This window comes from Nocardia sp. IFM 10818 (assembly GCF_054655275.1).
Map to the genome: position 1 here is coordinate 499,099 of NZ_BAAHJH010000001.1, position 17,537 is coordinate 516,635.

A 17,537-nucleotide genomic window follows, 5' to 3' on the forward strand; every position below is an offset into this window, starting at 1 on the left:
GTAGGTGGCCGAGACGCTACCGCGCACATGATCACCCGTCCATGGGTCGCGGCAGACGTGCACGAATTGTCAGTGCCATCGAACGAACGAGGCCCCCGACCGAGATCGAGGGCCTCGCACGTAATCGTTGTTATGGCTGGTAGTCGCCGTACCGGCGGATGCCGGATGCGGCGGCGAGCTCGGTGGCTGCCCGCCCCAGCGAGACCGCCGCCGGGTGCTCGGCACCGAGCATGGTGGCCACCTCTTCGTAGAGCGGTTGAATCCTGTCCCGCAGTTCGCGGGACGTGCTTGCGTCCAGATCAGGCAAAGGGGTTTCTGTCATCGGTAGAACCTCATCCGGCTCGTTCGATCATGGCTATGAATTCCTCGGCGTGTGGCCCGCTGATCTCGTAGGCGACGGAAGCCGGAGACTCCGAGCCGATACTCTTCGGCGTCGGTCCGGGCACTGCTGCGCGTACCCGGTCCCGGAATTCGTCGTACGACACGGGCATCGGCTCACCGAGTTCGGCATCCAACCCAGGAATGGGCAGTGCTGCCGGGCGGGCTTCTCCATCGGCCCCGTGGTGCATGATCTGGCCGCCGTCGCTTAGGCTGTACCGCGGCTTACCGTCGCGGGGCCACCACCGCGGGGCCTGCTCGCCCTCGTGCTCGATCAGCGCCGCCAGAATGTCGGCGGTGCAAATCCAGGTCCGCTCGTTGTCGGCGGCAATGCGTTCTGCGGTCCGGAGCACGGCGACCACCGCGGGGGCTACCCCGTCGACCGTTACCCGGCACTCGTCGCGGTTGCTTCCCATAACGTGAGCCTAGACTTCCAGGCCGACGCAGGTAATCGGATAGATAGCGTTTCCAACGGTATGGATGTGCGGCCCGAACACCTGCAAGCCGTCGTAGAATCCGCCGCCCTTGCAGGTGCATATGCCCTTGGTGATGTCGGTCGGGTCCAACCGGACATCCACCCATCCCTTTCCATCGGATTCGCAATCCGCCGCGCTGACCGCGGAGGCACTCCCGGTCACGAACCACAGTGAGGCCAGAGCGGCGACCGTGACGCATCCGATACGAGCGATGAACGGGCGAACGAAAACCATTGCTGTACTGCGAGATAACATTGTGAAGTTTCCTTGTGAAGTTGGGAACGACTCGCCGCCCCAGTCGATGCCAGCGAATCTGGGGCGGCGGGGAATATCGGGGCGCGTTCAACCGGGGGCGATCTCGCCCGCAGGTTGGTGGTCACTGGCGGGCGGCGTGCTCGGAGATCCGCCGTAGCACGGTGTCGAGATCGAGGTTGATCGTTTGCAGGCCCTTGATGGGCAGGTCTTCGGGGTGGCTCAGCATCGCGAGAAGCAAATGCTCGACCCCGGTCAGCCTTGCCCCGCCAGCCTCGGCGATCCGGTCCGCGTAGTGGATCAACCGCTTGAGTTCCGGATTGAGATGCTCGGCGAAGATCATCGACCTCCCTCCCCTTCGTGGGCAACGTTCGGAGCCTGGCGGGGGAAGATGTTCGCTGGGGACACAGAGACCACCGCGGCGACCTCGAGCAGCTCAGCGGGCACTTTGCGCTCGTCGAAGTGCACGGCACTCGGCACGATCACGGCGTCAACGCCCAACCGGTCGATAACCACACGCAACCGATGCACCGGATTGTCGGTGTTCGCGCTGAAAACGATGATCTTGCGCAGGTCGTACCCAGTCCGCTTGGCGGCCTGCCGAATTCGGAGTTCGTCGTGTGGCTGTGCGATCCGCGAAATATCGCTCCGCAGGTATCCCACAGCCGAGGGCAGCAGACCCACCGTCACCACCGCCGAGCCACGGGAGCGTAGCGGCGCGGTGGTTCCGCGGCGAGTCTGGCCTGAATGTCTGCCACGGTGAGTTTGGGTACCGCATCACGCGTCGAATCGACCGCGTGCCCAACAACAATGGCGGCGGTCAGCAGTAGCGCGACAAGCGTGATCACGAGGATGATTTCCATGTCGGGTGCCTCCACATCCCTGGAACGGTTTTGGAGTGCACCCGACGCCGGCGATCAATGAGGGAGCAGTCGAACCGGCGTCGGGGCTGACTAGCACGGTGGCACTGTTCACACCGCGTTCTGTCCCACAGCGGGACACATCGATAGCATGGGCGCAAGTGACGCCGTCAAAGGGCAGGGCCATGGGCGAATTTCAGGTAGACGAAGACCGATTCATCGGTCGAAAAGTGCAGATGATTCGCAGGCGCCGCGGCCTGACACAGCAGATCCTTGCTGACCGGACAGGGCTGAGCCGAGGCGCGATCGCGAAGTACGAAAACGGTGAGCGGCCTATCGATTCCCGCCGCACGCTGCTGGCCCTGGCGCAGGCGCTCGGTGTGAGTCTGGGAGACCTGACCGGCCACGAACACGATCGGCTGGACCCGTCCGCGGCCGGATTTCACATGGCGGTGCCCGATATCGAAACAGTGCTGTGGACGCGAGGCAACCTCACCCACACCGCACCGCCGCGTAGCCTGAACGAGCTGACCGCGGCGGCGAAACAAGCTGCCGGGCTGCGCATCGCGTGTGATTACGCCGCGCTAGGGCCGATGCTCGCGCCGCTGCTGACCGACTGTTTCCGGCATATCCGGGACGGAGGCGGCATCGACCGTGACCGGGCATGGGATGTGCTGAGCATGGTCGCGCACACCACGGCCGCAGCCTTGAAGTCGCGAGGGTATGGTGCGCTGTCCTGGACCGCGGCGCAGGAGGCCGAGAACGCGGCCCGCGAGATCGGCGGGACGGCTGCGCTGGCCGCAACGAACTTCGCTCGGAGCCAGGTACTCTTGTCCCGGCCCGGTTCGCTGCCCGCCGCGCTGGAACACGCAGAGGGAACAGCCGCCACCATCGCACCCGATGTGCACACGGTCGGCGAGATCGAGGGCCTCGGAATGCTGCACCTGCAAGCATCCCTTGTCACGGCCGCTCTGGGCGGTGACCCAGAATCACACCTCACCGAGGCAGCGGACCAGGCGACCAGGCTCGCCGATGCCCCGCAAGGCCGCTCGATTCTGCGCAACCCGACATTCGGCCCCGCGAATGTCGCGCTCTGGCGCATGTCGGCCGCAATGGAGCGCCGCGAACCTGGGCAGGTGCTCGCGCTCGCGCCCAAACTGTCGCCGAACGACCTGCCCGCAGAGGGCCGGCGGGCACAGTACTTCGTCGAGATCGGGCGAGCGCACGCCATGCAGCGGAACTACCAAGGTTCATTGCACGCATTGCTGCGCGCCGAACACACAGCACCGCAACATGTTCGGAACATGGTGCACGTCCGTGAGATCGTCGGCCACATGATGCGCAAGGCACGCAAGGACATGACTACCGGCGAGCTGGGCAAGCTCGCGCAGCGCGTCGGCGTAGTGCCAGACTAGACGCGGTCGTCCAGGCCGCCGAGCTGCTCGTCGTCGTAGTCGTCCTCGTCGTCCGTGTTGATCGTGACCCCGTGAGCAGCTGCCCACAGCACTGCTTCCAGTCAGAGCGCGCAACTCGTATTCTTCAGGGGCGGAGACGATTTCAGCAGATTGGACAACCATGGGGGGCGCACAAGGATCCGCACCACGTCGCGGGGTGGCCGGTCGAGGCCGCTCGCTAAGACGGCCGACGCCCCCACCTCCCGATCCCCCACCGCCGCCGGATCCTGCCCCGCCACCCGATCCGACGCCTCCACCGCCGTCCCGATGGCAACGCACGCGCCGTGCCTTCCACACGGCGATGGTGTGGCCCGGGTGGGCGAGTCTCACTGCGATCGTCACCACCTTCGCCGCCGTCGGCGCGCTCTGGTTCACCGGCCAGACGTTGCGGGCCTCCAATGACCAGGCCAAAGCGGCGCTGGAGCAGGTGAAGGCAGCGCGAGATCAGCTGGAGGTGGCGCAGGACGTGGCCATGACCGATCGGTTCCAGAAAGCTGCCGAGCTGCTTGATAAGGAGGACGAGAACACGCAGATGGCAGGCATCTTCCTGCTGGAGCGACTCGCAAAGGACTCGCCCGACAAGGACCCGGAAATCTACCTCGTGCTCGCGTCCTTCGTCCGCACGCACGCGCCAATCCAGCAGTGTGCCCCGGTACCAGATGACCGTCAGCCACCGCTGACACCGCCTCATATTCAGGCCGCACTCACTGCGCTCAGACGTCAGCCTGTCCACGACGATGAAACCCGATTCGTCGACCTCCGCGACACATGTTTGGTCAACGCAGAATTGGAGGACGCATCGCTGGTAGGCGCAGTTTTCTCGGGCGCGGACCTCACCGACGCATGGATCCCGAACGCGAACCTCACCCGTGCTTGGCTTTCGGGCACGAACCTCACCGTCGCATACCTCCAGAGTACGAACCTCACCAGCGCATGGGCCATGGGCGCGAACTTCAGTTGGGCATTGCTCGAAGACGTGAACTTCAGCCACGCATTGCTCCAGGGCGCGAACTTCACCGTTGCAGCGTGCGCGCGTGCGAACTTCGCTGGCGCGGTTCTCTCGGGTGCGATCCTTACTGACGCAATCTTGGAAGACGCCAACCTCACCGACGCCTACCTCGACGACGTGAACCTCACCGGGGCAGACCTCACCGGCGCGAATCTCACCAATATCTACTACAACGAAGCCACAGTCTGGCCAGAAGGATTCACGCCACCACCAAGCCGACCTGAGCGGTAGAACTATCCTCGCCAGTCGCCGCCCTGCTGGTGCGCGCGGCGTTGGCGAGATGGCCGCTGCGCCACAAACTCCCGGTGTGCCTGAGCTTCCTCAAGATCACGCGCCTCGGCTTCATAGAGCGAAGATCACAGGTCGGCAATGAGCAATTCCAGATCTGGCTCCATGTCGAAATGGACGCGTCCGCGGCGCGTTTGGTTCCACAGATGTGGATGCAGCCTGTGGACGGCGTCCACAAAAGGGGGTTACGCTGGCCCGGTCCAATCCAGTTGTGATTCGATCAGATTCGACTTGCCGCAGGTCGCGGGCCGATCCCCGAGGGTTGTCCCTGGCCTAAGCCCTGCCCCGTGGGGGTTCGATTCCCCCAGGCGGCTCCGAGATCAGGCCCCCGATGTGGATTCCACATCGGGGGTTTCGTCGTTTCAGGGCCTGTGTGCAAAGAAGTATTTGCAGAGATCTCTTTGCAAAGAGTACTTTGTACGTATGGCTGATGAGGTACCTGCGCCCAGGGAGATCACCGATCCGGCAGCGTTGCGGGCGTTGGCGCATCCGTTGCGGCAGCGGATTCTGCGGGAGCTGGCGGAGAAGGGGCCCGCTACGGCTACGGCGTTGGGGGCGGTGCTGGGGGAGAGCAGTGGGGCTACGAGTTATCACCTGCGGCAGTTGGCCGAGTTCGGGTTCATCGACGAGGTGCCGGAGTTGGCCAAGGGGAAGGAGCGGTGGTGGCGATCCAAGCCGCAGGACTTGCGGTATCGGGTGGATCGGAATCCGTCGCCGGAATTGCGGGAGGTGATGGAGGGGCTGCTCGCGGTGCATATCGCTGACGATGTGGAGAGCTTTCAGCGGTATCAGGCGGAGCGGGGGCAGTTGGGGGAGTGGGCGGATATGTTGCCGTTTTCGCGGGGGGCCATCTATGCGACGCGGGAGGAGCTGGAGGGGTTCTTCGAGGAGTATCTCGCGCTGCTCAAACGGTTTCAGGCCACGCATGCCGAGGGGCGGCCCGGTGCGCGCCGGGTGTTGACGCGGTTCCTCGCGTTTCCGGCGCCGGGGATGGACTACAGCGAGTAAGGATTCATCATGTTGCCGATCGTGCAGCGAATTGTCTTGTTGGTCAGCATGGTTACCGCCGTCGTGGCGGGGGCGCCGGTGGCGGGCGCGACCGAGGTCGTCGCGGTCGATATCACCTTCACCCGGTCCGACGGGACTACGACGGGCGGCACGGTGCACGCGCCCGCGGGGGCGACCGGGCTGCCGGGGGTGGTGCTCGTGCACGGGTCGGGGAATGGGCGCGGCGAGCAATACGCCCAGGTGGCCGAGGCGCTCGCGCGTGCGGGAATTGTCGCGCTGCGCTACGACAAGCGCACCGAGGACTACACGCCCTCGCATCGGGATTACTCGCTGCTCGCCGATGACGCGGTGGCCGGGCTTGCCGCGCTGCGGAATCGGCCCGAGGTGGATCCGCGGCGGGTCGGCATGTGGGGCCTCTCCGAAGGCGGATGGGTTGCGCCGCTGGCGGTTTCGCGATCGAGTGAGGCCGCGTTCCTGATTACGATCGGAGCCAACTCGCTGCCTCCGGCCGTGCAGCAGAACTGGGCGAACGAGACCAGGCTCATGGCGGGCGGAGTGCATGGGTCGATGGTCGATCGGCTGGCGCCCACCGCGATCCGGCAACTGGTGGGCGCGGGGCAGTTCGCGCAGGCGGATTACGACGGGGTGCCGGTGCTGCAGCGGATCCCGCAGCCGGTGCTCGCGATCTGGGGTGAGCTGGATCGGCTCACTCCGCCGGGGGACAGCCTGCGGGGTTTCCGGGCGGCGTTCGACGCGGTGGGTAAGACGAACTACACGCTGCGCACTGTGCCGAACGCCCAGCACGGCGGGTTCTCCACGACGGACGGATTCGACAAGCTGCCGGAGCTGGCTCCGGGATACGTTCAGCTCATGGCCGATTGGGTGCACGGGCTGCCCGGTAGCGCCGCGACCCAGGTGGATCCTGCTGCGGCACAGTCGCATTCGGCACAGCCGCTGCGGCCGCTGGCTTGGTGGGAGTCCACCGCGGTGCAGCTGATGCTGTTGTCCGGCATCGTGTTCGCTTTCGGCGGTTACGCATTGACCGGCCTGGTTCGGGCCTGGCGGCTGCCGAATGCCCGCCCCGCGCGAATCCTGGCGTCCGCGGCCGCGATCGCCACCGCCGGCGTCATCGTCCAGCTCGGATTCCTGATGCTGTCGCGCGCGACCTCGTTCGGCCCGCTCGTGTTCGGCCGCACCCTGCCGTGGCTGGCCCTGCAGCTGAGCGCGGTGTGCGCGGTGGTCGCCCTCGGCGTCGTCGTGGCGCGGGGCCGGGGCACGCTCTCCGGTGCGGGCGCGGGCGCCCGCACCAGATGGACGCTCTTGGTCTGCGGCGGCACGGCATTCACGCTCTGGGCGCTCTACTGGGGCCTACTGGTGCCCTGAGGAAACGAGGCTGCCGGCGAGCACCGGGTAGTCGGTGTAGCCGGTGGCGTCGCCGCCGTAGAAGTAGGCGTCGCGGAACGGGTTGACGGGTGCGCCGATGCGCAGGCGCTCGACCAGGTCCGGGTTGGCCAGGAACGGGCGGCCGAGGGAGATGAGATCGGCGCCCGCGGCCAGCAGGCGTTCGGCCTGCTGCTTGCCGCCGTCGGCGGGCAGCGGTTCGCCCCAGCCGAGGTAGGGGTTGGCGATGAGGGCGCCCCGCCAGTCGCGCCGGATGTCCTGGAAGACAGGGGAATCCGGGTCGGCGAAGACCACGTGCAGGTAGGCGAGGTCCTTGCCGGACAGGGCATCGATCAGTGCCGGGTACAACTCGGCGGTATCAGTCTCGGCGATGGCATTGGCGGTGACGCCGGGTGCGATGCGCACGCCGACGCGTTCCGGGCCGATGGCCGCGGCGACGGCCTCGACCACCTCCACGGTGAGGCGGATCCGGTTGCGGATCGAACCGCCGTAGGAGTCGGTGCGCTGATTGGTGTTGTCGGACAGGAACTGGTGCAGCAGGTAACCATTGGCACTGTGTACTTCCACGCCGTCGAAACCGGCCGCGATGGCATTGCGGGCCGCGGCGGCGAAATCCGCGATGGTGGTGTGGATATCGTCGATGGTCATTTCCCGCGGGACGGGAGCGGGCCGGGATCCGGCGGCGGTGTGGATGGTGTCGGGCAGCGCGATCGGCGAGGGCGCGATCGGGGTCAGGCCGCTGTTGTCCGGATGGCCGATGCGTCCGCCGTGCTGGATTTGCAGGAACATCCGGCCGCCTTCGGCGTGCACCGCATCGGTGACCTGTCGCCATCCGGCGATATGGGCCTCGGTGTGGATGGCCGGGATACCGGCGTAGGTCTTGCCGATCCGGTTGGGGGTGGCGGCCTCGGCGATGATGAGCCCGGCGCTCGCGCGCTGGGTGTAGTAGGCGGCCATGAGCTCGGTCGGGGTGCCGTCGGCGGCGGCGCGATTGCGGGACATGGGGGCCATGACCAGGCGGTTGGGCAGGTCGAGGGCGCCGAGAGCGGCGGAGTCGAAGAGGCTGTTGCGCGGTGCGGTGTTCGTCATGCGGGTACGGTAAAATCTGACATTGATGTGAGAATCAAGTCCGGAGACGGAAGGCCAGGTGGCGCATGCGAATCGGGGAGCTGGCGGCGCGCACCGGGGTCAGTGAGCGGTCCCTGCGCTACTACGAGGAGCAGGGCCTGCTGGTGTCGGCGCGCACCCCGGGCGGCCATCGCGACTATCCGGAGCCGGCGGTGGACCGGGTCATCCACATCCAGGAGTTGTACGCGGCGGGCCTGTGCAGCAAGAAGATCGCGCAGATCCTGCCGTGCATGCGCGATGCCGACGGGCGGGCCAATGAGTTCGCCACCCCGGAGCTGGTCGACGAGCTGAAAGTCGAACGGGAGCGCATCGATCGCCAGATCCGCGATCTGCTGCGCTCCCGCGATGTGCTCGACGATGTGATCGGCCGGGCCGCCGTCTAGGGCGACACCACCCCGCGGCCGGTGGTGAGCGGCAGATCGGTGGCGGTGAGCAGGCCGGGACGGGCCTGGATCACGGCGGGGATCGCGCTGACCAGCCGGGCGGCGGTGCCGACCACGCCCGCCTCGGCGTGATCGCCGTTGCTGTAGAGCTGCAGGTCGAGCTGATAGTCGGGTTCGCCCTTGATTTCCACTCGGTAGCAACCCTTTCCGGCCGGTTGCGGCCAGTCGGGCGCGAGTGCGGGATGCAGGCGGGTGACGTGTTCGAGGGTCAGCACCTCGCGGCCGTGGCGCAGGCCGTGGATCTGGAAGCGGAGCGCCGCCGCGGTGCCCGGCGCGATGGCATGCGCGCCGATCTCGATCTTCTCGGTAGCCGGAAGCCGTTCGAAATGCTGTGTGACATCGTCGAGTTCGACATCCAGCGCGGCGGCGAGCTGGCGGATCACGCTGCCCCACGCCAGGGTGAGGACCCCGGGTTGCAGTAGCAGCGGGAGGTCGTCGAGCGGACGCCCGAAGCCCATGATGTCGAACAGCACCTTGGGATTGTCATAGGTGGAGTAGTCCATGATCTCCGAGCAGACAATGGCGTCGATGCGCTCGGAGCCGCTGGACAGCAGCAGCGGCAGCCAGTCGTTGGCCCAGCCCGGATCGATGCCGTTGACCCACAGCGACACTCCGCCCGCGGTGGCGGCGTCGACGATGGGGGTGATGGCGTCGTCGGGCAGGGTGCCGTAGGGGAATTGCAGGAAGACGGGACTGCTGGAGACGACATTGATCCCGGCGCGCAGGAAGGATTTCAGATCCTCCACCGCCTCCAGCAGGCGGTCGTCGGCCATGGCGGTGTGGACGATGCAATCGGGTTTCAGGTCGATGAGCGCCTGGGCGTCCGTGGTGGCCAGGACGCCGGTGTCGCGGTCGAGACCGGCGAGTTCACCGGCGTCCTTACCGGCCTTGGCCGCACTGGAGACCCAGACGCCGACCAGCTCGAGTTCGGGGCGGGCGAGGATGGAACGCAGGGTGCGGCGGCCGACATTGCCGGTGCTCCACTGGACTACGCGGTATTTCATGGCAGAACTCCTGGCGGGCAGACGATCACAGGTCGGGAATGGGGAGCTCCAGGTTGGGGCTGATGAGTCCGCCGTCCACTTCCAGGACCTTGCCGGTGAGGTAGCCGCCGGCGGGGGAGGAGAGGTAGACGATGGCGGCGGCGATCTCCCACGGCTCGCCGAGGCGCTGCAGCGGGGTGGCGTCCTCCATCTGCTTCTTCATTTCCGGTTGCTGCGCAACGACATCCAGGGCGGAGGTGAGAGTCGAGCCGACCGCGATGGCATTGACCCGGATGCGCGGGGACAGGTCGGTGGCGGCGAGACGGGTCCAGTGCGCCAGCGCGGCCTTGGCCGTGCCGTAGGCGAGGTAGCCGCGACCGGGCACCCGGCCGAGGGTGGAGGTGATGTTGACGACCGAGCCGCCGCCGGCGGCCAGCAGGTGCGGGGTGGCGGCCCGGGTCAGGGCGTGCGCGGTCGTGACATTGAAATGAAAAGCCTGATCGAGGAATTCGGCGCTGGTGGTCAGGAAGGTATTGGGCATGGTGCCGCCCACATTGTTGACGACGATGTCGAGGCGGCCGAGATTCGCGGCCGCGGCCTCCGCGAAGTCCTTCAGCGTTCCGGTGTGCGAGAGATCGCCGGGGAAGGTGAAGGCGCGACGGCCGAGGGCGCGCACCTTGCCCGCCACCTCATCGAGCTGGGACTCCGTGCGCGCGGCGATGGCGACATCGGCGCGCGCCTCGGCGAGGGCCAGGGCGGCGGCCGCGCCGATGCCGCGGCCCGCGCCGGTAATGACGGCCACGCGGCCGTCCAGGCGGAATTTGTCCAGGATCATCGAGCGGTCCTTCCGATATGACGACGGTCACAGGTAGCTTTAAGAATTAGTTCTTAACTGTCAAGGAGAAGTTCTTCAACCGCTGCTGGGCAGGCTAGTCTGCACGCATGGCAGTCACCGAAGCGCGAGAGCGGATCATCGAGGCCGCCGAGCGGCTGATCGCCGAACGCGGGCAGGCGGTGCCGCTGCGCGATATCGCGGCGGCCGCCGGGCAGCGGAACAATTCGGCCATCCAATACCACTTCGGTTCGCGCGACGGCTTGATCGAAGCCGTGGTGGAGCACCGGCTGGCCACCCTCGAAGTGCGGCGGCTGGAACTGCTTGCGGAACAGACGGGTTCGGCGGCCTCCGTGCACGGACTGCTGGAAGCGCTGGTGCTGCCCATGTTCGAGCTGAACGAGCGGTACGGGATCAATCACTACGCGCGATTCCTGGAGCAGATCCACACCCACCCGGCGGTGACCGATGCCGCGAACCTGGCCAGCGAGGCGCGCACCTCGGTCCGGGTGATCATGCAGCGGCTCGGCGATGAGCTGACGGAATTGCCGCCGGGCGTGCGCATCCGGCGGTTGCGCACCCTGCCCACAGTGCTTTTCGCGCTGCTCGCCGATCACGAACGCGCTGTCGAGGCGGGCCGGATCGAGGCCGCGGATATGCGAGCGCGCATGGAGATCATCGATATGCTCGCGGGCGTGCTGCTCGCACCCGTCGGCGATCTGGCAGCGCGCCGCGGGCCCGGCTACCGTTGATGTTCGTGGACACCAGGTCAGCGCCCGTGAACGACAATCCGACCCGGCCCCGCTGGGTCGGCGTGGGCATGCCATTGCTCGCGGGCGCGGCGGTGGCGGGCGGACTGGCGCTGCTGCATTTCCGGGATCCGCACGCGGAAGGGTCGTACGGGTTCTGCCCGTTCTACGAGCTGACCGGGCTGTGGTGCCCGGGCTGCGGGGGACTGCGAGGGCTGCACAATCTCACCGACGGGCGGATTCTCGATGCCGTCCACAGCAATATCCTGATCGTGCCGTTGCTGCTGGGCTTCGCCGTGTGGTGGGGATCGTGGCTGGTGCGCGGGTGGCGCGGGGGAACGATTCCGCGACTACCTCAGGTGCTGCCGAAGAAGGCCATGTGGATCACGCTGGCGCTGCTCCTTATATATACGGTCGTCCGGAATACGCCGTGGGGGAGCTGGCTCGCGCCGGTTTGATGGCATGCTCGGGTTATGGCCGACACGTTGAAAGAGCGCGTGCGCGCGAAATTGATCCGGCAGCTGGAAGAGGACGGTCCCGCCGATCCGGAACAGGATGATCCGCGCGAGATCTCGGTGCGCGACGACCTGGATCTGCTGAACGCGGTGGCGGACGACGATCCCTTCGTCGAGGAACTCGCCGCCCGCTATCTGGTGCCATAACCCGACTCTCGGGACTCTCAGGGGGCTTCGCCCCCTGGCCCGTCAGAACCCGCAGGGCGCTGCTCCCGCATCGGTATTCGCGAAAGGGCGGGTCTCGGGGACGGGGTTCCAATGGCCTTCGGTGCGGGCGTAATTCCAGCTCGGGCCGTTCTCCACCAGGGTGGCGACGGCGTCGATCAACCGGTCCACGTCGGCGGCGGTGGTGCCCAGGCCGATGCTGGCGCGCAGGGCCGCGTCCACGCCGAGGCGGGACAGCAGCGGGTGGGCGCAGAAGCGGCCGTCGCGCACGCCGATGCCGTGTTCGGCCGAGAGATAGGCGGCGACCTGTCCGGGTTCGAAGCCGTCGATGGTGAAGGCGACAATGCCGACGGCGTCGGTGCTGTCCCGGAAGATGCGCAGGAACCGCACGCCCGGAACGGTTTTCAGGCCATAGCGCAGGCGGTGGGTGAGGTACCGCTCGTGCTCGAGCACGGTCGCCTCGTCCAGTCCGGCGAGGGTGTCGCAGGCCGCGGCCAGGGCGGCCACGCCGAGCACATTGGGGGATCCGGCCTCGTGGCGCTGCGGGGCGGGGGCCCAGTCGGCGCCGTCGGCGGTCACCGAGCGCACCGCGCCGCCGCCGGCCAGGTACGGCTCGGCGGCATCGAGCCAGTCGCGGCGGCCGACCAGCACGCCCGCGCCGAAGGGGGCGTAGGCCTTGTGGCCGGAGAAGGCGAGGTAGTCGATGCCGGTGGTGCGCAGGTCGATGCGGCGGTGCGGGGCCAGCTGGGCGGCGTCGACCAGGATGCGGGTGCCGCACTGGTGCGCGATCCAGGCCAGGCGCTCCAGCGGGAGCAGTTCACCGGTCACATTCGAGGCGCCCGTGATCGCCAGCAGCGCGGCGGGCTTGCTGCACAGCTCGGCGACAATGCGCTGGATGGTCTCCTCGATGGTGTCGGCAATGGGCACCACGCGGCGGCCGTGGCGGGTCCACGGCAGGAAGTTGGCGTGGTGTTCCACATCCAGGACCACGGTGTCGCCGGGCACGCAGGAGGCGAGCAGGTTCAGCGAATCGGTGGTGTTGCGGGTGAAGACCACGACCTGATCGTCGGCGGCGTTCAGGAAGCGGGCGACCGAACCGCGGGCGGATTCGTAGCAGTCGGTGGAGATGCGCGAGGCGTAGCCGGCGCCGCGGTGCACGCTGGCGTAGGTCGGCAGCAGTTCGGCGATCCGGTCGGTGACCTGCTGCAAGGCGGGGGCGCTCGCCGCGTAGTCGAAGTTGGCGTAGCGAATGGCGCCGCCCTGCACGAGGGGCACCTGGAGGTCGCAGCCGGAGACGGTGGCGAGAGCGGCACAGGTCTGGTCGGCGAAAGCAGTCATCACGAAATCCCATCGGGCCAGGGACACGCGATCGAAATGATCGAGAGTCCGCGCTTGCCGCGCCCGGTTTTGGGCTGCGGCCTGGTCGTCACCCGGAGCACCCCACCGCGGAGGAGGGTTGCCGACCAGCTAGCCGGGGCTTTGCGCTGGTACTCATGACCTGGTTTGAGAGGTTGGCAGACGGCTGGGAGCCTTGTCAACCCCGTCCGGAAAATCATCCGAAAGTTGGATCGCCGGGACCGCAAAGTTCGAATCGCGAGATCGTTGCTGACGCGTACCCTCGAAGGAGAAGTTAGGGTAGCCATACTTCGGCGCCCCGGAGTTGATGACGAGAGGTTGCGAGCACCATGTCGATGCAGGCCGACAGCACGGACACCGGCACCCCGTTCTCGACCCTCATCCGCACCGCGACCGAGCGGCAGCACGAAGAGGCCGAACACTCCACCTTCATGCGCGACCTGCTCGGCGGCGCACTCGGAGTCGAGGCCTTCTACCGCTACACCGCGCAGCTGTGGTTCGTCTACGCCGCCCTGGAGAAGCATTCCGCCGAGCTCGCCGAGAACCCGGTCGCGGGGCCGTTCATCCGGCCGGAGCTGGCCCGCCTGCAATCCCTGGAGGCCGATCTGGCCCACCTGGGCGGGGCCGGCTGGCGCGACGAGCTGACCGCGCTGCCGGCCACCGCCGCCTATGCCGCCCGCATCGAGGAGTGCGCGCGCAGCTTCCCGGCCGGGTACGTGGCCCACCACTACACCCGCTACCTGGGCGATCTCTCCGGCGGACAGGTCATTCGCGGAACCGCCGAGAAGCTGTGGGACCTGCCCAAGAAGGGCGACGGCGTGCGGTTCTACGTCTTCGACGGCATTTCGAATCCCGCTGCGTTCAAACGCGAATACCGCGAGCAGCTCGATCAGCTGCCGGTCGGCGGTCCCGAGGTCGAGCAGGTGCTCGACGAGGCGCGGCTGGCGTTCACGTTGAACACCGAGGTGTTCCGTGAACTGGGCGCGGAGTTCGCCGCCTAATTCCCTTGCCCTCGCGGCGGCGGTGCGCTGCCATGGAGGGGTGAGCCTTCCGCTGCTGCTGAGCTTTATCGGGCTGTGCCTGGTGCTGTCGCTGACGCCCGGGCCGGATTCGTTTCTGGTGCTGCGGTTTTCGATTATCGGGCGACGACCGGCGGTGGCCGCGGCGATCGGGTCGGCGCTGGGCGGGATCGTCTGGGCGGTGGTGGTCGCCGCCGGGGTGGCGGCGCTGCTGGAGCAGTCGGCCACGGCCTATCGGGTGCTGAAGGTGGTCGGCGGAATCTACCTGGTGTACTTGGGGATTCGCGCCTTCCTGGAATATCGCCGCAATCGGGCCGCCCGGGAGGCGGAGGTCGCCATCGACGCGCCGCGGGACGATGTCACCGTTCGCTCGGCATTCGCTGCGGGATTGCTGTCGTGCATTTTCAATCCGAAGGTCGGATTGTTCTACCTCGCGGTGCTGCCGCAGTTCCTGACCGAGGTGACCTTCGCGAACACCCTCGCGCTGGGCGCCATCGAAGCCGCGATCGCCGCGGTCGAAATGGTGCTGCTGGCGGTGGCGGCCTCGCGGGCGGTGGCGCTGCTGCGCAGCCCGCGCGTGCGGGACCGGCTCGAACAGCTCAGTGCCGGAATCCTGGCGGCGCTGGGCATCGGAACCGCGTCCTCGGCGGCCTGATCAGCGGGCGGATTCAGTCGGAGATCTCGGCGCGGTGGTAGGCGCCGTTGTAGTAGACCAGCGGTCCGGCCGACGGCGCGTCCTCGGTATTGTCGTGCACCCGGGTGACCAGACCGACCACCAGGGTGTGGTCGCCGATGGGAATGAGCTGATGGACCGTGGCGCGCACCCAGATCGGGGTGCCGTGCAGCACCGGTTCGCCGGTGTCCAGGGTGGTCCACAGCGACCGATCGCTGAACCGCTCCTCCGCGGCCCGGCTGAACCGCTGGGCCAGATGCTTCTGATGCTCGCCCAGGAAGTGCACGACCAGCGATTCGGCCCGCAGCATGGCGGCGATGCTCGACGAGGTCTCGGCGATATTGAACGAGATGAACGGCGGTTCCGCCGAGAGCGAGGCGAACGAGGTGGCGGTGAAGCCGATCGGCCCGTCCGCGGAGTTCAGCGTGACGATGGTGACGCCCGCCGGATAGTGCCGCATCGCGGCCCGATATTGCTGCGCGGTGATACCACTCAGATCGTCGGGCACATGTAGCTCGGCGCCGGGCGTCGCAGAATCGCTCATGGGTGCACCTCGCTGGCGCTCGGCACACCCATGCGCGATGCGCGCTGTGTCAATGGTTCGCTCGCAAGCTCGCTCACGTTTCGAACCTACGTGTCCGGGCGCCGGGTTTATTCCCCACTGTGCGAAATCGCTCAATCCATATCGATGGCCAGGCCCGCGGTGATCCGGACCAATTCGCCGAAAGTCGTGCGGAAGAGCGTGTTCGGATGCCCGCCCGCCGCCCACAGCTCGGTATGCCGCGACAGCGCGGTGTCGATGTAGGTGGGCAGGTTGACCGGATGCCCGACCGGGGCGACGCCGCCGATGGGCTGGCCGGTCAGCTCGCGCACCATGGCGGCGGTGGCGCGGGTGAGCCTGCCCTCCAGCCGCCGGCCGGTGTGTTCCAGGTGCACCTGGTGGGCGCCGGAGACGAGCAGCAGTACCGGATCCTCGTCGAGCAGGAAGACCAGGGATTTGGTGATCGCGCCGACGGGCACGTTCAGGGCCCGGGCGGCCTCGGCCGCGGTGTGGGTGGGCTGCGGTTGGGTGATGATCACCCCGTGATGGCCGCGCGCGATGAGCGTGTCCGAAACCTTGGCGGCGACGGGTGGCAGGGACCTGCGCATGGCACCAGGGTAGAGCGATTGCGGTGGATGTGCGGGTTATCAGTATTCGGGATAGCCCTCCTCCGGGCCGAGCATGCGCGCCAGGCGCGCGCGGGTGATGCGTTTCAGCTCGGCGCCGGTGCGCCCCGAAATGAACTCGCGGGCACAGGAATCGAAGACATTGTCCAGATCGGCGGCGGAGAGGGCGTCGAGTTCGGCGGCCGCGGCGGTGTGTAGTGCGGCGTAGCCGGGATAGGGACGGCCGTCGGCGATCTTGGCCGCCCAGGTGACACTGCAGCAGCATTCGTAGAGGGCGTGGATCGCGCGGCGGCGGGGCAGGGTGTTGAAGCGGTCGAGGCCGATTCCGTGATGCATCAACATCGGGACCTCCACACACGGGGAGTGCATTTGCGGACGGGTTTCATGGTGCGTCCGCGAGGTAGCCGGAAACCAGTGCGGCGCATCAGATTTAGCACAGGATTTACACCCCCCGGCCGGGCCGCCCGCACCCCCGATACGCTGGACCGATGACCGATTGGAAGGCTTTCGAGGTCGAAAGCAAGGACCACATCGCCCAGGTGACGCTGACCGGTCCCGGCAAAGGCAATGCCATGGGCCCGGACTTCTGGCGTGAGCTGCCGCTCATCTTCCGGGAGCTCGACGCCGATCCCGAGGTCCGCGCCATCGTGCTCACCGGTGCGGGCAAGCACTTCTCCTACGGCCTGGACCTGCCGGCCATGAGCCCGATGTTCGGGCCGCTGCTGGGCGGGCCCGCGCTCGCCGGGCCGCGCACCGACTTCCTGCGGCATGTGCGGGAGATGCAGGACTCGGTCACCGCGGTGGCGGACTGCCGCAAGCCGGTGATCGCGGCGGTGTCCGGCTGGTGCATCGGCGGCGGGCTGGATCTCATCGCGGCCGCCGATATCCGGCTGGCCAGTGCCGACGCCCAGTTCAGCCTGCGCGAGGCCAAGGTGGCCATCGTCGCCGATATCGGTTCGCTGCACCGGTTGCCCGGGATTATCGGCGAGGGGCATCTGCGCGAGCTGGCCTACACCGGCAAGGACATCGACGCCGCGCGGGCCGAGAAGATCGGGTTGATCAACGACGTCTACGCGGATCGGGAAGCGGTGCTGGACGCGGCGCACGCCCTGGCGCGGGAGATCGCGGAGAACCCGCCGCTGGTGGTGCAGGGCATCAAGGATGTGCTGGATCAGCCGAAGGCGGGCAAGGTGGCGGACGGTCTGCGGTACGTGTCGGCCTGGAATGCGGCGTTCCTGCCCTCCGAGGACATCACCGAGGCGATCCAGGCGGTCTTCGAGAAGCGCAAGCCCGACTTCAAGGGGAAGTAAGAAGCCCAACTCTCGGGAACTCTCAGGGGCTCCGCCCCTGAAACCCCGGCCCGCAAAAGGGGCATGCACCT

General features: G+C 67.4%; 24 protein-coding genes and 1 riboswitch. Of the genes, 11 read left to right on the forward strand and 13 right to left on the reverse strand.

Annotated elements, in window-relative coordinates:
• Positions 1-130 precede the first annotated feature (130 nt).
• The 6 genes from ACYQ5L_RS02380 to ACYQ5L_RS02405 form a co-directional block, all read right to left on the reverse strand.
• A complete protein-coding gene (locus ACYQ5L_RS02380; protein ID WP_459955182.1) occupies positions 131-322 on the reverse strand; it encodes a hypothetical protein in 192 nt (63 codons plus the stop codon).
• Positions 323-332: 10 nt separating this feature from the next.
• A complete protein-coding gene (locus tag ACYQ5L_RS02385) occupies positions 333-794 on the reverse strand; it encodes a hypothetical protein (protein ID WP_459955183.1) in 462 nt (153 codons plus the stop codon).
• 9 nt (positions 795-803) lie between these two features.
• Entirely contained in the window at positions 804-1,109 is a 306-nt protein-coding gene (locus ACYQ5L_RS02390; RefSeq protein WP_459955184.1) for a hypothetical protein, read from the reverse strand.
• Between the two features lie 121 nt (positions 1,110-1,230).
• The gene (locus ACYQ5L_RS02395) at positions 1,231-1,449 is read right to left on the reverse strand and encodes a Clp protease N-terminal domain-containing protein (RefSeq protein ID WP_459955185.1); all 219 of its coding nucleotides are present in this window, start codon (positions 1,447-1,449) and stop codon (positions 1,231-1,233) included.
• Positions 1,446-1,790, reverse strand: coding sequence for a hypothetical protein (locus ACYQ5L_RS02400; protein ID WP_459955186.1), 345 nt, complete (start codon positions 1,788-1,790; stop codon positions 1,446-1,448). Before ACYQ5L_RS02400 ends, ACYQ5L_RS02395 begins: the two co-directional genes overlap by 4 nt.
• A gap of 2 nt (positions 1,791-1,792) precedes the next feature.
• The gene (locus ACYQ5L_RS02405; protein ID WP_459955187.1) at positions 1,793-1,969 is read right to left on the reverse strand and encodes a hypothetical protein; all 177 of its coding nucleotides are present in this window, start codon (positions 1,967-1,969) and stop codon (positions 1,793-1,795) included.
• Between the two features lie 182 nt (positions 1,970-2,151).
• Here ACYQ5L_RS02405 and ACYQ5L_RS02410 point away from each other — a divergent pair, with 182 nt between their 5' ends.
• From ACYQ5L_RS02410 to ACYQ5L_RS02425, 4 genes are all read left to right on the forward strand, one after another.
• A complete protein-coding gene (locus ACYQ5L_RS02410) occupies positions 2,152-3,381 on the forward strand; it encodes a helix-turn-helix domain-containing protein (protein ID WP_459955188.1) in 1,230 nt (409 codons plus the stop codon).
• 340 nt (positions 3,382-3,721) lie between these two features.
• A complete protein-coding gene (locus ACYQ5L_RS02415; protein WP_459955189.1) occupies positions 3,722-4,660 on the forward strand; it encodes a pentapeptide repeat-containing protein in 939 nt (312 codons plus the stop codon).
• A 480-nt stretch (positions 4,661-5,140) separates the two neighbouring features.
• Complete coding sequence (locus ACYQ5L_RS02420; RefSeq protein WP_459955190.1) at positions 5,141-5,725, forward strand: ArsR/SmtB family transcription factor; 585 nt, start codon at positions 5,141-5,143, stop codon at positions 5,723-5,725.
• Positions 5,726-5,734: 9 nt separating this feature from the next.
• Positions 5,735-7,108 carry an alpha/beta hydrolase family protein gene (locus tag ACYQ5L_RS02425; RefSeq protein WP_459955191.1) on the forward strand — a complete coding sequence of 458 codons (1,374 nt, stop codon included), beginning with the start codon at positions 5,735-5,737 and terminating at the stop codon, positions 7,106-7,108.
• On the opposite strand, the gene ACYQ5L_RS02430 is transcribed toward ACYQ5L_RS02425, so the two are convergent.
• Complete coding sequence (locus ACYQ5L_RS02430) at positions 7,094-8,215, reverse strand: alkene reductase (protein ID WP_459955192.1); 1,122 nt, start codon at positions 8,213-8,215, stop codon at positions 7,094-7,096. The genes ACYQ5L_RS02425 and ACYQ5L_RS02430 overlap by 15 nt on opposite strands.
• 65 nt (positions 8,216-8,280) lie before the next feature.
• Between ACYQ5L_RS02430 and ACYQ5L_RS02435 the strand changes: the two genes are divergently transcribed.
• Positions 8,281-8,637: a MerR family transcriptional regulator gene (locus ACYQ5L_RS02435; RefSeq protein WP_459955193.1), complete on the forward strand. Its 357-nt coding sequence runs from the start codon at positions 8,281-8,283 to the stop codon at positions 8,635-8,637.
• Here the strand turns inward: ACYQ5L_RS02435 and ACYQ5L_RS02440 are convergent.
• Positions 8,634-9,701, reverse strand: coding sequence for an NAD(P)H-dependent amine dehydrogenase family protein (locus ACYQ5L_RS02440; RefSeq protein ID WP_459955194.1), 1,068 nt, complete (start codon positions 9,699-9,701; stop codon positions 8,634-8,636). The genes ACYQ5L_RS02435 and ACYQ5L_RS02440 overlap by 4 nt on opposite strands.
• A 25-nt stretch (positions 9,702-9,726) precedes the next feature.
• Complete coding sequence (locus ACYQ5L_RS02445; RefSeq protein WP_459955195.1) at positions 9,727-10,515, reverse strand: SDR family oxidoreductase; 789 nt, start codon at positions 10,513-10,515, stop codon at positions 9,727-9,729.
• 107 nt (positions 10,516-10,622) lie between these two features.
• On the opposite strand from ACYQ5L_RS02445, the gene ACYQ5L_RS02450 reads away from it, so the two are divergent.
• From ACYQ5L_RS02450 to ACYQ5L_RS02460, 3 genes are read left to right on the forward strand one after another with little or no spacing between them, the layout of a single operon-like run.
• Positions 10,623-11,264, forward strand: coding sequence for a TetR/AcrR family transcriptional regulator (locus ACYQ5L_RS02450; protein ID WP_459955196.1), 642 nt, complete (start codon positions 10,623-10,625; stop codon positions 11,262-11,264).
• Complete coding sequence (locus ACYQ5L_RS02455; protein WP_459955197.1) at positions 11,264-11,719, forward strand: DUF2752 domain-containing protein; 456 nt, start codon at positions 11,264-11,266, stop codon at positions 11,717-11,719. The genes ACYQ5L_RS02450 and ACYQ5L_RS02455 overlap by 1 nt, the downstream gene beginning before the upstream one ends.
• Before the next feature lie 15 nt (positions 11,720-11,734).
• Positions 11,735-11,923 (forward strand): hypothetical protein, encoded by a 189-nt coding sequence (locus ACYQ5L_RS02460; RefSeq protein ID WP_459955198.1) that lies wholly within the window; start codon positions 11,735-11,737, stop codon positions 11,921-11,923.
• Positions 11,924-11,965: 42 nt separating this feature from the next.
• Here the strand turns inward: ACYQ5L_RS02460 and ACYQ5L_RS02465 are convergent, their stop codons facing one another.
• The gene (locus tag ACYQ5L_RS02465) at positions 11,966-13,279 is read right to left on the reverse strand and encodes an aminotransferase class V-fold PLP-dependent enzyme (protein ID WP_459955199.1); all 1,314 of its coding nucleotides are present in this window, start codon (positions 13,277-13,279) and stop codon (positions 11,966-11,968) included.
• Between the two features lie 45 nt (positions 13,280-13,324).
• Positions 13,325-13,440: riboswitch (SAM riboswitch) on the reverse strand.
• Positions 13,441-13,626: 186 nt separating this feature from the next.
• Between ACYQ5L_RS02465 and ACYQ5L_RS02470 the strand changes: the two genes are divergently transcribed.
• Both ACYQ5L_RS02470 and ACYQ5L_RS02475 read left to right on the forward strand, forming a co-directional pair.
• On the forward strand, positions 13,627-14,298 hold the full coding sequence (locus tag ACYQ5L_RS02470) for a biliverdin-producing heme oxygenase (protein WP_459955200.1): 672 nt from the start codon (positions 13,627-13,629) through the stop codon (positions 14,296-14,298).
• A 40-nt stretch (positions 14,299-14,338) separates the two neighbouring features.
• Entirely contained in the window at positions 14,339-14,971 is a 633-nt protein-coding gene (locus tag ACYQ5L_RS02475) for a LysE family translocator (protein WP_459955201.1), read from the forward strand.
• 13 nt (positions 14,972-14,984) lie between these two features.
• On the opposite strand, the gene ACYQ5L_RS02480 is transcribed toward ACYQ5L_RS02475, so the two are convergent.
• The 3 genes from ACYQ5L_RS02480 to ACYQ5L_RS02490 form a co-directional block, all read right to left on the reverse strand.
• Entirely contained in the window at positions 14,985-15,533 is a 549-nt protein-coding gene (locus tag ACYQ5L_RS02480; protein WP_459955202.1) for a flavin reductase family protein, read from the reverse strand.
• Positions 15,534-15,664: 131 nt separating this feature from the next.
• A complete protein-coding gene (locus tag ACYQ5L_RS02485; RefSeq protein WP_459955203.1) occupies positions 15,665-16,138 on the reverse strand; it encodes a YbaK/EbsC family protein in 474 nt (157 codons plus the stop codon).
• A 39-nt stretch (positions 16,139-16,177) separates the two neighbouring features.
• Positions 16,178-16,498 carry a 2-oxo-4-hydroxy-4-carboxy-5-ureidoimidazoline decarboxylase gene (locus tag ACYQ5L_RS02490; RefSeq protein WP_459955204.1) on the reverse strand — a complete coding sequence of 107 codons (321 nt, stop codon included), beginning with the start codon at positions 16,496-16,498 and terminating at the stop codon, positions 16,178-16,180.
• 146 nt (positions 16,499-16,644) lie between these two features.
• Between ACYQ5L_RS02490 and ACYQ5L_RS02495 the strand changes: the two genes are divergently transcribed.
• Positions 16,645-17,466, forward strand: a complete 822-nt coding sequence (locus tag ACYQ5L_RS02495; RefSeq protein ID WP_459955205.1) for a crotonase/enoyl-CoA hydratase family protein — start codon at positions 16,645-16,647, stop codon at positions 17,464-17,466.
• The last annotated feature ends 71 nt before the right edge of the window (positions 17,467-17,537 follow it).